The organism is Pedobacter antarcticus (assembly GCF_900112985.1).
Classification (GTDB): Bacteria; Bacteroidota; Bacteroidia; order Sphingobacteriales; family Sphingobacteriaceae; genus Pedobacter; species Pedobacter antarcticus.
In genome coordinates this window covers 186,470-203,295 of the sequence record NZ_FONS01000001.1, presented here as the reverse complement: position 1 = coordinate 203,295, position 16,826 = coordinate 186,470, and the positions used below count along the sequence as shown (strand labels likewise).

Below are 16,826 nucleotides of genomic sequence, written 5' to 3'. Positions count from 1 at the left end.
TTACAGCTTAAATTAGCTTACCTAAAAACGGGCCTGCTCCAATGGAACAGGCCCGTTTGTTATTTAATTATTTTTTGTTTCTCCTTTTGAGTTCCAGTACCGTTATTTCAGGCCAGATTCCAATTCTTCCCGAGAAGCCGATGAATCCAAAACCCCTGTTTATATAAAGTTTACGACCATTTTCTTCTTTCAAACCAGCCCAGTGTGCATATCTGTATTTAACAGGGCTCCATTTGATACCAAAGGCTTCCAGACCAAATTGCATTCCATGTGTATGGCCGGACAGCGTAAGATGAACAATCGGATAGCTTTTTTTTACTTGTGTTTCCCAATGGCTGGGATCGTGAGAGAGTAAGATCTTAAAGGCTTGCTCAGGTACATGCTGAAAGGTTTTTGCCAAATCTCCACGTTCACCAAAACCGACCCCCCAGTTCTCTACGCCACCAAGAATCAATTGTTCATCTTGATTTTTAATGGCCACATGCCTGTCCAAGAGTAATTCAAAGCCTAAGTGGCGGTGGGCTTCTTTTAGTTCCTGCAGGTTCTGTGTCTTTTCTTCTGGTGTAGGCCAGCTGATATAATCTCCATAGTCATGGTTCCCTAAAATTGAATATTGACCGTAAGGTGCCTTAATTTTTGAAAATTCAGGAATCCAGGGTTTAATCTCCTCAGCTTTATTATTAACCAGATCTCCTGTAAAAACAAACAGGTCTGCATGTTGTGCATTGATTAAGCTAATACCTCTTTTTACTGCGGTTTTATTTTTAAAACTTCCGGCATGTACATCTGAAATCTGTACAATTTTAAAGCCATCGAAAAGTGGAGGTAAATCATCAAATTCAAGTGTGACTTTTTTAACCGTGTACCGATATTTTCCGATAATCATCCCATATAAAAACAGCAATACGGTGAGCACGAAAATTACAGCTGAAAATAAGGTCCAGTTATAACTTCTGGGTTGGGAGACAATCGTACTATAAAGATCTCCGGGAATAAGAAACAAGATCGTAACCAGTTCGGCAACAACTAAAATGAGCAGGGCATGCGCCGCATAAAGCAATAATTTGCCTTCCGCATTCTTGTGTCTCCTGCTAATTGCTAATCCAAAACCGGCAAAGATTGCCACCGTCAGTACCCAGAAAAAATGCGGAATGCCATTGGATGGAAAAAGAGTATGGAGAGCACTATAGATATAACTGCTGGTCGCAAGCAAGACAAAGGCAAGGATCAACAAGGGTAAAACGGGAATTCTTTTTTTCATCAGCGTTATTAGATTGCTTATTTAACGCATAATTACGTGAATTATATCCAATTTGTTTGCCTTATGAAATTGATTACGATTGGCTGACCAAAAGTCTGGTCTTATTTTGAAACCTGAAAAACAGCATAAAAGAGGCCGCAAGCAACCCAATTGTAAGTCCGTACCAGATTCCATTTACGCCCATCCCCAATCTAATCCCAAGTAAATAACCTAGTGGAATACCAATTACCCAATAAGCTACAAAGGTTATGAGGGTTGGCACATTGACATCTCCAATACCACGCAGCACCCCCAGTCCAACAACCTGTGTTCCATCAAAGAGCTGGAAGAATCCGGCAATAATTAATAACTGGGCAGCAATTTGTATAACGGCGTTATCATTGGTATAAATATTAGGTAAAAGGGTATTACCAAATATAAATACTAAAGCTGTAAGAGACATAAATGCAATAATCACATGGTAACTCGCGATGGCGGATAGACGCAGGTCAAGAAAATTATTTTTACCGAAGTTATTACCGGTTTTTATAGTGGCAGCAGATGCTATACCACTGGCCAGCATATAAGTTACAGATGCCAGGTTAATAGCTACCTGATGGGCAGCTTGTTCTATTGCACCTATCGTACCAATCAGAATGGCGGCTCCGCTGAAGGCACTGATCTCAAATGAATACTGCAGGGCAACAGGTGCGCCGATCTTGAATATTTTAAGGCACCTGACTTTGTCTATAAAACTGATTTTAAACGACCGCAGGTAAACTTTGAAATTCGCAGAACGGAAAACATAGATAGTCATTACCAAAGCCATGAGTATACGGTCTATCAGTGTGCTTAATCCAACTCCTTTCACGCCCATCGGCGCTATGCCAAACATTCCTTTTACGAAGATTACACCGAGTATGATATTAATCAGATTACCCCATATGGAAATAAACATAGCCTGTTTGGTAAAACCAAGTCCTTCTGTAAACTGCTTGAAAGTCTGAAAGATCATTAGTGGTATAATTGATACGGCAAGATATCCCAGATAAGGTTTGGCATAAGCAACAACTTCCGGCGATTGTCCGATATGGTCAATAGCTAGCAATGTTCCGAAATGCACAAAAAGATAGAGCACAATACTTGCAGCGATATTAATAATCAAGCTGTTAGATAACAACCTGCCGCATTCCCCATGATTTTTTCTTCCATTTTCCTGTGCAATCAGCGGTGTAAGGCCATAGGCGATACCCATGCCTAAGACCAGGATCAGCATAAATAAACTATTAACCAGCGAAACTGCTGCTAATTGGATTGTTCCGGCGAAATGACCAACAATCACACTGTCAGCCAGATGTACCAGGGTGTGCCCTAATTGTGAAACAACTATGGGCAGCGCTAAACGAAGGTTGTCTTTATAATATGGTTTGTATTTTGAGTAGAAAGCACTGAACATAATCTTGGGATAATTTGCAAATTTAAGGCTATTTTACCGATGTAAGGGTAAAATATTCTTCTTTCTCCGAAGTGTGCGGCTGAATAAGTTCTGCCAGAATCAGATTGACTAGTATTTTTTGTGCTTTTTTATGTGAACTTCTGGTCAGCTTGCAGAATTCTTTGAGTGTGATCCGGCCTTGTTTATCGAGATATCCAAAAAGCTTTCGCTCCAGATCGGAATAACTGATTGTGATTCCCTGTTGGTTTTGCCGTTGTTTTATCACCTCAATCATCACCTTGCTTGCCAGAACACTTTTATCTTTTACCCGGTAATAGACCCACCATTCTTTTTTATCATCCAGTGCATAATGCGGTTTAGAGTCGCTTTCGTGAATAGTTGCGGCAAGAACAAGTTTCTCATCAATATAGATTTCCTCAAATTCTGGCTCAATAGCCGGGCGGCAATACTGATGCGCGGATCTGGTGATCATATATCTTTCCTCATCTTCTGATTTGACACCCTTAATGGTTCCGTCATCTGCAACGCCGATTAGTAAAGTACCACCTTTATTATTTGCAAATGCCACCAGACTTTTGGCTATTTTTTCTTTATTACTAATCGTTTTTTTAAAGTCCAGCGTTGTACCTTCTCCTTGTAAAATTAGTTTCCTGATGTTCATCTTGTATCCTGAATATAAACACTAATAAGCGACCTGACCTTTTTCTCCCTGATGCAAATTTCTGATATAGACTTCATTCATAACTGTAGCACAGATTTCACCTTCCTTGTTTTTAATTTCCATAGGGTAGGCTTTGACAAATTTTCCCGGGCCATCAAGATGATGGATCGCATCTACGATCATCTCATCTGTGATATGAATAGAAAAATATAAGGATTTTCTACCGGGTTTGACGTACTGAATGCTGGCACTTTTTAACCATACTCTAACTTTATAACCTTTACGCTGCAACAGCTGATCAAATAATAAGGCATAAAAAGGATCCGTAGCAGCGTATATTGTGCCGCCAAAGATTGATCCGTTATAATTTTTGTTCAGGATACTTTTAGCAATTTTAATATCTGCCCCCCTGAAACCCGCATGAAATTTTCTTACCCATATTCTCTGAAACAAAAGAGGGGGATAAAAACGCATAACCCATTTTAAGGTATTCTCTGATACTATCATTTTATATATTCTTCACCTGCCTGAAGCTATTTCAACAGCTGGTATCGCTAATTTATAGAAATCTTGTTTTAAACCTTCGATATTTTCTGCGTTTACGAATTTGACGGTAATATATTACGCTACAAAGATATTCCAGCGTTTGGCGCAAGCCATTTATTGATTTGTGAGCTGAGTTTTTCGGTTTTAAGCCTAAAAACTTAACTTTGGATATAATACTGAGAAAAATGTTTAGAGATAAGGTTGTTGCCGCTTACAAGCAGATCCAGGATGATATATGCAAGGGTTTATCCCAGGCAGATGGTCGTGTGGAGTATGAAGAAGAAATTTGGACACGTGAAGGTGGAGGAGGGGGACGCACCCGGATCTTTCAGAATGGAAATGTTATAGAAAAGGGCGGCGTAAACTTTTCTGCTGTACATGGAAATTTACCTGAAGCGGTAAAAAACTCATTTAAAGTCGATTCTGACGAGTTTTTCGCAGCTGGTGTATCCATAGTTATCCATCCGTCGAATCCTTTTGTGCCTATCATACACCTCAATATCCGTTATTTTGAAATGGATGCTCAAACGCGTTGGTTTGGTGGCGGAATAGATCTTACACCTCATTACGTATTTGATGAGGATGTACATTTCTTTCACAAACTATTAAAAGACACCTGTGACCAGTTCGATGCTTCTTTTTATCCAAAGTTCAAAAAAAGGGCCGATGATTACTTCTTTATTCGCCACAGGGAGGAAACCAGAGGAGTTGGCGGAATTTTTTACGACAGGTTGCAGCCGGAGAATACAGGTCTGGACTGGGATCAGCTTTTTGAATTCTCGATCGCAGTAGGTGAATCTTTTCTGCCTGCTTACACCGCTTTGATTGAGCGGAATAAAAATAAAACTTTTACACCTGAGAACCAGGAGTGGCAATACCTGCGCAGAAGCAGATATGCCGAATTTAATCTGGTTTACGACTCCGGTACAAAGTTCGGTTTGGAGACTAATGGAAGGATAGAATCTATCCTAATGAGCTTACCTCCAATGGCTAAATGGACCTATAATTATAAACCCTCAGAAAACAGCCCAGAGGCTGCAACTCAGGCACGGTTAATAAAAGGGATAGACTGGGCTTAATTTTTTTAAAGAATACGCTTAAACAGCAATATTTTCCTAAATTCGCAAGGTTATAACATTACCTTATTTAAATCGTTCTTAACGAACATTACTATTTTATGGCAGAAGATTTAGAAAATCAGGAAAACGATAAAATTATCAAGATTGATATAGACGAGCAGATGAAGTCTGCTTACATCGATTATTCGATGTCGGTTATTGTATCAAGAGCGTTACCTGATGTACGAGACGGATTGAAACCGGTACACAGACGTGTACTTTACGGTATGCTTGATTTAGGTCTGGCCAATAACAGGCCTTACAAGAAATCAGCCCGTATTGTCGGTGAAGTACTCGGTAAATATCACCCGCATGGTGATTCATCTGTATATATGACTATGGTGAGGATGGCTCAACCATGGAGTCTGCGTTACTTACTTGTCGAAGGACAGGGTAACTACGGTTCTGTCGATGGTGATTCTCCTGCAGCAATGCGTTACACTGAGGCGAGATTTCAGAAAATGGCTGAAGATATGCTTGCTGATATCAATAAGGATACAGTAGATTTTCAGCTTAACTTTGATGATTCCCTCCAGGAACCGACGGTATTGCCAGCAAAAGTTCCAAATTTACTGATCAACGGTTCTTCGGGTATTGCAGTTGGTATGGCAACAAATATGCCGCCACACAATATTACGGAAGTAATTAATGCGACTATCGCTTATATCGATAATCACGATATTACTATTCCAGAACTAATGAAGCATGTAAAAGGTCCTGATTTCCCAACCGGTGCCATTATTTATGGTTACAGTGGTGTTCAGGATGCTTTCGAAACTGGTCGCGGACGTGTTGTAATGCGTGCTAAGGCAGAAATCGAAACACATAAAGACCGCGAAACTATTATTGTAACTGAAATACCTTATCAGGTAAATAAAGCAATGATGATTGAGCGTACTGCTGAATTGGTTGGTGAGAAAAAAATTGAAGGTATTTCCAATATTAAGGATGAATCCAATAAGGATGGTATCCGTATAGTTTACGAAATTAAAAGGGATGCGAATGCTTCGATTGTATTAAATAATCTGTTCAAGCAAACTGCACTACAAACTTCTTTCAGTGTAAATAACATTGCCCTTGTTAATGGCAGACCGCAGTTATTAAATCTAAAGGATTTAATCAGACATTTCGTTGAGCACAGGCATGATGTAATTATCAGAAGAACAAAGTTTGAATTAAATGAAGCACAGAAACGTGCACATATCCTGGAAGGCTTATTAATCGCGCTGGATCATCTTGACGAAGTTATTAAACTGATCAGGGCTTCCACAACTCCTGAAGAGGCGCGTTTAGGCTTAATGGAGCAGTTCGGATTAAGTGACCTTCAGGCCAGAGCTATTTTAGATATGACCTTGCGTCGTCTGACAGGTCTGGAAAGAGATAAGATCAAAGATGAATACAATGAGTTAATGAAAACCATCGAATACCTGCAATCTATTCTGGCTGACGAAAGCCTGAGAATGCAGATCATTAAAGATGAGCTGGCTGAGATGATGGATAAATATGGTGACGAGCGCAGAACCCATATTGTACATTCAGCTGAAGATATGAGCATGGAAGATTTTATAGAGGACGAAGAAGTTGTCATTACTATCTCTCATGAAGGTTATATCAAACGTACTCCAGCTACTGAATACCGTACGCAGGCCAGAGGCGGTAAAGGCTCAAAAGGAAGTGATTCAAGAAATGAAGATTTCATTGAGCACCTGCTCATTGCTTCAAACCATAACTACATGTTATTCTTTACTGAATCAGGACGTTGTTTCTGGTTAAGGGTTTACGAAATACCAGAAGGTTCGAGGTTAAGTAAAGGAAGAGCGATCCAGAACATTATTAATATTCCTAAAGAAGAAAAGATCAAAGCCTACATTAAGGTGAAAAATCTGAAAGACCAGGAATATCTGGAGAACAACTATATTATTATGTGTACCAAGAAAGGTACCATCAAGAAAACTTCACTAGAGGCTTATTCAAGACCAAGGGTAAATGGTATTAATGCTATTAATATCAACGAAGGTGACCAGTTACTGGAAGCAAGTCTGACAAGCGGTTCAAGTGAGATTGTAATGGCTTTACGTTCGGGTCGCGCGATCAGATTTAACGAAAGTACTGTCCGTCCGATGGGAAGAACTGCTACAGGTGTAAGAGGTGTAACTTTAGGTCATGCTAATGATGAAGTTGTGGGTATGATTGCTGTTGACGATCCTGAAGCTACAGTAATGGTTGTATCTGAAAAAGGTTACGGAAAACGTACTGATATTGAAGACTATAGAGTAACTAACCGTGGCGGTAAGGGTGTTAAAACCATTACGATCACCGAGAAAACAGGAGACTTAATTGCAATTAAGAGCGTTACAGATAATGATGACCTGATGATTATCAACAAGTCTGGTATCGTTATCCGTATTGTACTAAGTCAACTTAGGGTTATCGGAAGAGCTACTCAAGGTGTACGTCTGATCAATTTAAAAGGTAATGATGCAATTGCTTCAGTTGCCAAAATTGAGCATGAAGATGATCCGGAAGAGGAAGTAGAACCAATTTTAGACAGCGCTATAGTTACTGATGAGACGGCTGTAGAAAATGAGGTTCCAGAATTAGAGAAAGAAGAAGAAGATGAGCAGGAGGGAGATTCTGACGAAGAAACTTCAGAAGAGGATGAAGACTAATTATTTTTTTAAACCATAAATTACAGACCTGCATGGATCTCTCTAAAACAAATAAGGGGCCATGCGGGTTTTTGTATTAAATTAAAAACAATAGACTAATATGAAAAAAGTACTTTTAAGTGTATTATTGGTAGGTGCAGCAACCTATGCGAATGCTCAAAAGGGTGAAGTTTCTAAGGCGAAAAATGCATGGGGACTTGCTAAATTTGCATCTGCTCAGAGTCAGCCTTTAGATAAGACCTTGCAAACATTAAGTGAAGGATTAAAGTTCACGGATAATGCAATTGCAAATGAAAAATCAAAAGAAATGCCTGAAGCATGGACATACCGCGCATTATTTGCTTCTAAAATTGCATTTACCGACACTGTGAACGCACAGAATGCTATTGCTAATGAAAAAATTGCAGAAGAAGCGATTACAAAAGCAAAAGAACTGGATGTAAAAGGAAATGAGAAAGAAAATCTTGAAGAAGCAGAAGTAACACTCTCAAATGCTTTAAGAAACAGAGCTATTATGGCTTATAATAATAAAGATTATAAATCTGCTTTAACTTATTTCAACCAAATTACAACTAAAGCTCCTCAGGATACAGCAATGTATGTGAATGCTGGCGTTACTGCCAAGCAATTACAGGATTATCCTGAAACAGTAAGAAACTTTAAAAAAGCGATTGAATTAGGCTCTAAAGATTCTGAATCACTTTACAGTGAAATAATCAGCACGAGTTTTGAAAATTTAAAAGATACTGTTGCAGCGACATCGTTATTGGATGCTGCGATTGCAAAATATCCTGAAAACCCTTATTTCGTTGGTATACAAACTGACTTATATATCAGACAAGGTAATATTGCTAAATCTCAGGAGCTTTTAAAGAAACTGATTGAAAAAGATGGTAAAAATGCTGCTTATCAATATGCAATGGGGGATACCTATTACAAACAAGCTCTTGATTTGCAAGGCAAAAGAAACAAAATAGACGCAAAAAACAAGAAAGAATTTGATGCGATCACTACTCAAATGAATGGTTTTATTGACCAGGCATTGCCTTACTACAAAAAATCTTACGAGCTGGACAATAAAATGACTGCTGCTCTCGAGAATTTAAAAGTTATCTATCTGTTTAAAGATGATAAAGTAAATTACGAAGCGACTAAAAAGATCTTAGACGCACAAAAATAGTCTAAACACAATAATTAAAAGAGGGATAAATTTTATCCCTCTTTTTTTTTGCATAAATTTGGGTCTAAGACTGAATAGGTTTATGATGAATAAGAAATATTTTTTTGCCGCTACCATGCTTGTTGTTGTAAGTGCTTCCACAAATGCAATTGCACAAAAAACACAATTGCTGATTGCAAGAAATGCAGTGGGAAAGCTTCAGGAAGCAATCGCTAATCAGAAAGATGAGAAAACTCAGCTCCAAATACTTGCTGATGGTATAAAAGCAAGCGAAAACGCGCAAAAGGACTCTAAGACAAAAAAGTATCCGGAAACATGGGCAATTAAATCTTATTTGAGTTCTTACATTGCTATCAAAGATCCTAATCAGGCCACATCAGACAAATATTACGAGCAGGCTAAAATGGCTATTGATTCAGCCAAAAATTTTGACCGTTTCGAGGATAATTCCGGATTGATTGCTGCTTCTAATTATAATATTAATATCAAGAAGCAGAAAATGGGTAATTCTGCTTACGAAGCCGGCGATTATAATGTAGCATTTAACTATCTAAGGGAGGTAAGTGACTATTTTCCAAAAGATTCTGCATTAGCAATTAATACAGCGTTAAGTGCTCAGGCAATTAAAAATGACGATGAAGCATTGAACTATTTCAGAAGAGCGAAAGATAATGGAGCCAGAAATCCTGTAATTTTTCAGCGTATGGGAAATATCTATAAAATGAAACTGGATAACGAAGCCGCACTTAAGATCACAGAGGAGGGCTTGAAGTTAAATCCGTACAATGAAATGCTTGGTAATGATTATATCAATCAGTTACTCGACAATGAGCGATATACGGAAGCAATGAACAGAATCGAAAATACGCTCAAAGTTAATACGAGAAGTAAACTGCTTTATTTTTTATATGGATATCTACACCAGAAAAATGCCAATATGGGCACAGCAGAATTGGCATATAATAAATCATTAGATATTGATAAAAATTATTTTGACGCTTTATACCAATTAGGCTTGCTATACCTAAACCTGGGTAACAAAGCTCTTCAGGCTACACCACAGGATATTCCAACATTTTCTTCATACCTGAACAGATCTGAAATCATTTTCAATAAGGCGCTAAAATTGAAACCTAAAGATAAATCTGTAATTAATTTACTAATTGAAATTTATACCCGTAAAAATAGGTTTGACCGTGTTCAGGAATTGAAAGCACAACTAGACGTGTTTTAAACGCTGAAAATCAGCTATATGTAGTATACATACGCTAATATTTTAAAAGCACAAACCGAATAGTTTGTGCTTTTTTTATGCCTGATGGGGAAGTATGTAATTTTATACTTAACATAATATTAATTATATACTAATAAAAGATACCGCTTTTTAAGCTGCCTTTTTGATTTATAGCATAATTCCTTTTCAAATATTTTATGGCTTAACCGATTATGTCTAGATTAGATCCTTAATCAAATTATAACGCTTTTTGAAATGGCTGCTCCTAAAAAATCTGCTATCGGATTTATATTTATAACACTTTTAATTGATTTCACAGGTTTTGGCGTAATCATACCGGTATTACCCAGACTTATCGAAGAAATGACTGGCGGCGGTCTAAGCGTCGCAGCAGTTTATGGTGGCTGGCTTACGTTGTCTTATTCTGCTATGCAGTTTTTAAGTGCACCTGTATTAGGTGGTCTTAGTGATAAATATGGCCGCAGGCCGGTTCTGCTTGCCTCGTTATTTGGATTAGGCATAGATTATATTTTTCTGGCATTTGCACCAACCATTGGCTGGTTATTCGCTGGCAGGATTCTGGCAGGAATTACTGGCGCCAGTTTTACTACAGCAATGGCTTATATCGCAGACGTAAGTACACCAGAAAAACGGGCACAGAACTTTGGATTGATTGGTGCCGCATTTGGTATCGGATTTATAGTCGGACCTGTTATAGGCGGTCTTTTTAGTGAATATGGTCTGCGAGTTCCATTCTTAATTTCTGCAGGTCTTTCACTGCTTAACTGGCTTTACGGTTATTTCATTCTCCCGGAATCACTTGCTCCGGAAAACAGACGGAATTTTGACTGGAAACGCGCAAATCCTGTAGGCTCATTGCTCCAGGTGAAAAAATATCCTGCGCTTGGCGGTTTACTTTTAACCTTATTTTTACTGTATCTGGCCAGCCATGCAGTGCAGTCTGGCTGGGCTTACTATACGATGGAGAAATTTGCATGGACTGAAAAAGCAGTTGGTTATTCCCTGGGATTTGCAGGATTAGTTGTCGGTGTTGTTCAAGGCGGCCTTATCCGGGTTATCATCCCTAAAATTGGACAGATTAAGGCCGTATTTTATGGCCTGATTCTTTATATGGGTGGATTTGTCCTGTTTGCTTTTGCCAGTGAAGGCTGGATGATGTATGCGTTTTTACTCCCATATGGCCTGGCGGGTATTTTCGGACCAGCTATGCAAGGATTGATTTCTAATCAGGTAAAAGCTGATAGTCAGGGAGAGATTCAGGGTGTAATGGCTGGTCTGATGAGTGCTTCGGCGATTGTAGGCCCTTTAATTATGACCAATCTGTTTGCTTATTTCAGCAGTGCATCAAGTTCTGTATATTTTCCAGGGGCACCTTTTATAATGGCAGCTGTTCTTACATTGGCGGGTATATTTATCTGCTCATCGACCTTGAAAAAATATCATTCTTAAATATTTTTTGTTTATATTCTTAACCGGTCAGATTATTGTTCTGACTAAGATATTAGATGTTTTTCTAGACCGTATATCCTAAAATGTTAAACCGTCCAATTCGCACCATACAAGATTTTTTACTGAGTACCTATTTTGCAGATGGCTTAAGGATTACTTTTGGGGTGCTTCTCCCCTCGCTGATTATGGCTCAATTCGGAATGCTTAAGTACGGCATGACATTATCTTTGGGCGCACTTTGTGTAAGTATGGTTGATACGCCAGGCCCGATTATTCATCGTCGTAATGCGATGCTGGTCACTACGGCACTAATCACGGTGTGCTCTCTGCTTGTCGGGCTTACCAATGTGAACACGCTTTTCGTTGGCATTGTACTGGTCGCCTGTAGTTTCATCTTCTCCATGTTTATTTTATATGGTACAAGAGCAGCCGCTGTCGGTACTGCAGCATTATTGGTCATGGTATTAAGTATTGATGATGTACGTCCTTGGAAAGAAGTCATCGTCTACTCTCTGCTCATCTTTACAGGCAGTGTGTGGTATTCATTCCTGAGTTACTTTTTTTACCGCCTAAGGCCTTATAGAGTTGTGCAGCAAACCTTGAGTGATTCGATACATGAGGTGAGTGAATTCCTGAGAGCAAAGGCGAAATTCTATCATCAAAATGTTGATTATGAAGATAATTACGCAGATTTACTTCAATTACAAGTTCAGGTTCATGAGAAGCAGGATGCAGTCAGAGAAGTGCTTTTTAAAACACGGGAAATAGTCCGGGATTCGACACCGGAAGGCCGGTTTTTATTATTGGTATTTGTTGATATGGTCGACCTGTTCGAACAAGTTATGAGCACATACTATAACTACGATCGTTTGCATAGCCAGTTCGATTCTATCGGGATTCTTTCTAAGTATGAGCTAATGATTAACCGGATAGCTTATGAACTCGATGAAGTGGCATTCGCCTTGAAAACAGGTGGTACTCCCCGCGCGCCAACTCGTTTAATCGAAGAAGTAAGGCAGTTAAAAGAGGAAATCACGCAGCTGGAAAAAGATAATGTTGACGGAAGGTTTAACACGCTGGGGCTAATTGCTTTAAAGAATATTGAGGTAAACATTGAGAATATAGTTTCGAGGGTTAAGACGATTAATGGTTACTTCAATAAAAAGGAAAAAAAGAATCTTAAGAACCAGGAAATTGAAACTGAGCGGTTTATCAACAGGCAGCAAATGGATAAGAAGCTGTTTTTCGAGAACTTAACCTTTAGTTCCGCGACTTTCCGACATGCAATGCGCGTATCAATTGCGATGCTAATTGGCTTTCTTGTGGCTCAGTATTTAAATTCTTCACATAGTTACTGGATCCTACTAACCGTACTGGTGATCTCCAAACCGGGATTCAGCCTTACTAAACAGCGAAATTATCACAGATTGATCGGAACTGTGATCGGCGCAGTAATCGGTATGGTGATCTTGGTCTATATCCATGATAAGAATACGCTATTTGTGATTCTTATCATCTGCATGATCGGTGCGTATAGCTTTTTGCGCAAGAATTATATTGTCAGCGTGCTATTTATGACACCGTATATATTAGTATTGTTCGACTTTTTAGGGCTGGGAAGCTTATCATTGGCGAGAGAAAGAATATTTGATACATTAATTGGCTCTGCAATCGCTGTATTAGGAAGCTATACGCTATTTCCGAATTGGGAACATGAAAACCTGAAAGAGGCCATGCTGAAAACATTAGCCGCAAATCTGGAATATTATCAACAGGTAACTTATCTGTATTTCAATACCGAACATAACCTGACCAGCTATAAACTAGCCAGAAAGGAAGTCTATGTAACTTCTGCAAATCTGGCTTCGCTGTTTCAGCGAATGTTCTCAGAGCCTAAAAGTAAGCAGAAACTCATGAAGGAGATGCATCAATTTACGGCGTTAAACCACCTTCTCTCCTCTTACATCGCTACTTTGTCACTCTATACTAAAGAACACGCGTATTCTGTCTCCAAACCGGAGGAGCTTCGCCCGGTAGTTAATAACACTATTTATCTACTTAATCAGACCGCTTTATTTTTAGACAATAAAACAGGGGAAATTAATAATGTACCGCTAATAAAAAGTAAAGATGAGACCGACGAGATACAATTAAATAGCGAAGAACAAATGATTGTGGACCAGTTTGATCAAATCCAGAAGGTCGCATATGATATCTATAAACTTTCCGAAAAAGTCAAATTGTGAAACTAATGCGTTCGTGAATTGTTAATATACTAAACAATGCATTTTATGGAAAAGTTATATACAGCGAGCGTAATTGCGAGCGGCGGCCGTGACGGCCATATTAAATCAAGTGACGGAACAATAGAGTTTGATGTAAGGACACCTAAAGAAATGGGTGGTCAGGGAGGTGCAACTAATCCTGAACAATTATTTGCAGCAGCATGGGGCCCTTGCTATCTTGGGGCTTTGGCAGCGGTAGCAAAAAATCAGGGTGTTGACGTGTCTGAAGCGACAGTGAATGTACAGGTAGCCTTTAACCAGGATGGTAATGCATTTGTACTCTCTGCAGAGCTAGATGTACATATTCCGGGAATTAGTCATGAAGAAACTCAGAGCCTGGCAGACAAAGCCCATAAAGCCTGCCCTTATTCAAAAGCGACCCGAGGTAATATTGAGACAAGAGTTACAGCTGTTTAACGGTAGAAATTATCAATACTTAAAAAGAGGGAGTCGGGAAAATATCCCGACTTCCTCTTTTTAAGTACTTTTTTCACAGCAACAATTTGCTTGCTAATCCCAGCAGTAGCATGAACCCAAATACGTCGGTAAAGGTGGTGATAATAATAGAGGACGCGATTGCGGGGTCTATCCCTACCCTTTTGAGCACCAATGGAATACCAGCCCCTGTGACACCAGCTATTAAAAGATTACCCGTCATAGCCAGGAAAATAATAACACCTAACATAGCGTTCGCATCGAAAATTATCGCGAAAACAAAAACAATCAGGCCGGTAACCGCGCCATTTATCAATCCGACAGTAAATTCCTTTAACACAGTGCGGTAGGCTTGTTTATCCGTAAGGTCATAAAGCGAGATCCTACGGACAGTAACAGCTAAAGCCTGTGTAGCGGCATTACCACCCATACCAGCGATAATCGTCATATAGGCCGAAAGCACGGCGATCTTAGCTATAGTAGGCTCAAAACTGCGGACCACCGCAGAAGCTAAGAATGCTGTACCCAGGTTAATAATTAACCAGGGAAGCCTTGATTTAACGGCCTCAACCCAGTTACCACTAAGTTCCTCATCTTCAGAAACCCCTGATATTTTCAGGATATCTTCGGTGTTAACTTCCTCCATTACGTCAATAACATCATCAAATGTTACTCTTCCAAGCAGCCTATTTTCGTGATCAAGAACTGGAATACTGGTAATATTATACTGTGAAATTAATCTGGCGACCTCTTCCCTGTCAGTTTCTGGTCTTACCCAAGCTACATCAGTTTTCAAAAGGCCGGTTATCTGAATGTCACCCCTTGATTTAATTATATCTTTTAAAGAGACAATCCCTTTAAATACATGATCTTTGTTGACTACGAAAATCGTATAGAACTCCTCGATTGCCTCACTCTGACGAATAATTTCCTCGATCGCTTCTTTCTTAGATAAATGCAGCTGAATACTAATGTATTCGGTATTCATTAAGCCGCCGGCGGTGTCTTCATCGTAAGTAAGGAGCTTACGGATATGTGTTGCATCATCTTCGTTAAGATCACCCAGGATTTCTTTCTGCTCATGCTCCTCGAGCTGCGAAATAATATCGGTAGCATCATCGTAATCGAGCTCTTCTACAATCTCTGTCCGTTTTTCAGGATGCATCTGGAGTAATAATTCCTCCGGATGCGTTTCTTCATGCATTTCAGAAATTACATCGGAAGCGATTTTCACGTCCAGCAGGTTGAGTATTCTCTCCCTGTCATCCATTTTTAAACTCTCAAATAAGATGGCGATTTCTGAAGCATGGTATTCACTCAACAATACAGATAAGTATGCGTCATCGCCCTTGAGCGCTTTCTTGATATTAGAGACGTCAGTTTTATTGAGTTCGTAAGACTGCATTGTTTTTATTTAAACCAACCTTTTCTCCAGAAATAGAGTACCTGCGCTACTGCGATAAACAACATGACAAGTATCGTAACCAAATAACCGTTGGACTGGTAAAGTTCCGGCATATTATAGGGCATTAACTTCCCTGTAACCGGATCTTCTTTGGCAAAGTTCATTCCATAAATTCCGGCGATAAATGTCAGCGGGATGAAAATAGACGAAATAACGGTCAATACTTTCATAATCTGGTTCATCCGGTTACTGATTATAGAAAGATACATATCTATATTACTTGCTGAAATCTCCTTGAGAGATTCAATAATATCAATGATTTGTATACAGTGATCATAAGCATCACGGACATATAATTTGGTTCCCTCCGTTATAAGTGGATTGTCCGTACGGAGCATATCATTTAACTTATCACGCTCCGGCCAGGCGACCCTTCTGATACTAATTAGGTTTCTTTTTATCATCTGCGTATCAAACATGATAGTGCGATCAGGTTTGTCAAAAAGCCTGTCTTCAATAGTATCCAGATCATCGCCCCAAATACCTAGGATTTCAAAATAAGTGTCAATAATAGTATCATTTATTGCATAGAATACATAACTGCTCCCCCCAGCCCTGATATTTCCCTTACCTGCCCTGAGTCTCTGTCTCACAGGCTCCAGGCAGTCTTCGTATTTATCCTGCAAAGTAATCAGCATGTTATCGGTCAGAATGTATGATAATTGCTCATTTTCCAGGTTCTTTTCATCATCGAGCAGCAACATTCTGCTAACGGCAAATATGTAATTATCATATTCATCCATTTTAGGACGCTGATAGGTCCGGGTAATATCTTCGATGACGAGTTTATTGATATGAAGGTCATCACTAATGGTTTCAAACATCTTTTCTGACTTGAAACCTTTAATTTCAATCCAGAATGTAAAGCTTTTATCACTGATGAGCTGAGACAGATTGTTCAGATCATTTAATTTTTTAGTCTCAAAGCCAGCCTGATTAAATTTGTGCAGGACAATTTTAGGCTGTAATGCATTCTCATCTATATATACAAGTCCAGGACTGGAGCCCGCTTTAGGTAATTTAAACTTTTCTCTCTTTTTTCTGGACTTGACCTTTTTTTCCATTCT

General features: G+C 39.1%; 13 protein-coding genes. 7 read left to right on the top strand and 6 right to left on the bottom strand.

The genetic code is table 11. From position 1 onward, the window contains the following. Positions 1-67: 67 nt before the first annotated feature. The 4 genes from BM192_RS00925 to BM192_RS00910 form a co-directional block, all read right to left on the bottom strand. The gene (locus tag BM192_RS00925; protein WP_037437763.1) at positions 68-1,261 is read right to left on the bottom strand and encodes a metallophosphoesterase; all 1,194 of its coding nucleotides are present in this window, start codon (positions 1,259-1,261) and stop codon (positions 68-70) included. 73 nt (positions 1,262-1,334) lie between these two features. Beyond that, positions 1,335-2,696: an MATE family efflux transporter gene (locus BM192_RS00920; protein WP_037437765.1), complete on the bottom strand. Its 1,362-nt coding sequence runs from the start codon at positions 2,694-2,696 to the stop codon at positions 1,335-1,337. 28 nt (positions 2,697-2,724) lie between these two features. Further along, on the bottom strand, positions 2,725-3,357 hold the full coding sequence (locus tag BM192_RS00915; protein WP_037437766.1) for an AlbA family DNA-binding domain-containing protein: 633 nt from the start codon (positions 3,355-3,357) through the stop codon (positions 2,725-2,727). Positions 3,358-3,378: 21 nt separating this feature from the next. Beyond that, positions 3,379-3,864 carry a DUF4442 domain-containing protein gene (locus BM192_RS00910; RefSeq protein ID WP_037437768.1) on the bottom strand — a complete coding sequence of 162 codons (486 nt, stop codon included), beginning with the start codon at positions 3,862-3,864 and terminating at the stop codon, positions 3,379-3,381. A gap of 224 nt (positions 3,865-4,088) precedes the next feature. Between BM192_RS00910 and hemF the strand changes: the two genes are divergently transcribed. From hemF to BM192_RS00875, 7 genes are all read left to right on the top strand, one after another. Continuing rightward, entirely contained in the window at positions 4,089-4,982 is an 894-nt protein-coding gene (gene hemF, locus BM192_RS00905) for an oxygen-dependent coproporphyrinogen oxidase (protein WP_037437770.1), read from the top strand. 98 nt (positions 4,983-5,080) lie between these two features. Beyond that, positions 5,081-7,690, top strand: a complete 2,610-nt coding sequence (gyrA, locus tag BM192_RS00900; protein WP_037437773.1) for a DNA gyrase subunit A — start codon at positions 5,081-5,083, stop codon at positions 7,688-7,690. A gap of 100 nt (positions 7,691-7,790) precedes the next feature. Continuing rightward, positions 7,791-8,870: a tetratricopeptide repeat protein gene (locus tag BM192_RS00895; RefSeq protein ID WP_037437774.1), complete on the top strand. Its 1,080-nt coding sequence runs from the start codon at positions 7,791-7,793 to the stop codon at positions 8,868-8,870. A gap of 82 nt (positions 8,871-8,952) precedes the next feature. Further along, positions 8,953-10,104, top strand: a complete 1,152-nt coding sequence (locus tag BM192_RS00890; protein ID WP_234797477.1) for a tetratricopeptide repeat protein — start codon at positions 8,953-8,955, stop codon at positions 10,102-10,104. 255 nt (positions 10,105-10,359) lie between these two features. Further along, positions 10,360-11,574, top strand: coding sequence for a TCR/Tet family MFS transporter (locus BM192_RS00885; protein ID WP_037437775.1), 1,215 nt, complete (start codon positions 10,360-10,362; stop codon positions 11,572-11,574). A gap of 83 nt (positions 11,575-11,657) precedes the next feature. Then, a complete protein-coding gene (locus BM192_RS00880) occupies positions 11,658-13,820 on the top strand; it encodes an FUSC family protein (RefSeq protein WP_037437777.1) in 2,163 nt (720 codons plus the stop codon). Between the two features lie 45 nt (positions 13,821-13,865). Further along, positions 13,866-14,276, top strand: coding sequence for an organic hydroperoxide resistance protein (locus BM192_RS00875; protein WP_037437779.1), 411 nt, complete (start codon positions 13,866-13,868; stop codon positions 14,274-14,276). Between the two features lie 73 nt (positions 14,277-14,349). Here the strand turns inward: BM192_RS00875 and mgtE are convergent, their stop codons facing one another. Beyond that, positions 14,350-15,699, bottom strand: a complete 1,350-nt coding sequence (gene mgtE / locus BM192_RS00870; RefSeq protein ID WP_037437780.1) for a magnesium transporter — start codon at positions 15,697-15,699, stop codon at positions 14,350-14,352. A gap of 5 nt (positions 15,700-15,704) precedes the next feature. After that, positions 15,705-16,823 carry a magnesium/cobalt transporter CorA gene (gene corA / locus BM192_RS00865; RefSeq protein ID WP_037437781.1) on the bottom strand — a complete coding sequence of 373 codons (1,119 nt, stop codon included), beginning with the start codon at positions 16,821-16,823 and terminating at the stop codon, positions 15,705-15,707. Positions 16,824-16,826 lie beyond the last annotated feature (3 nt).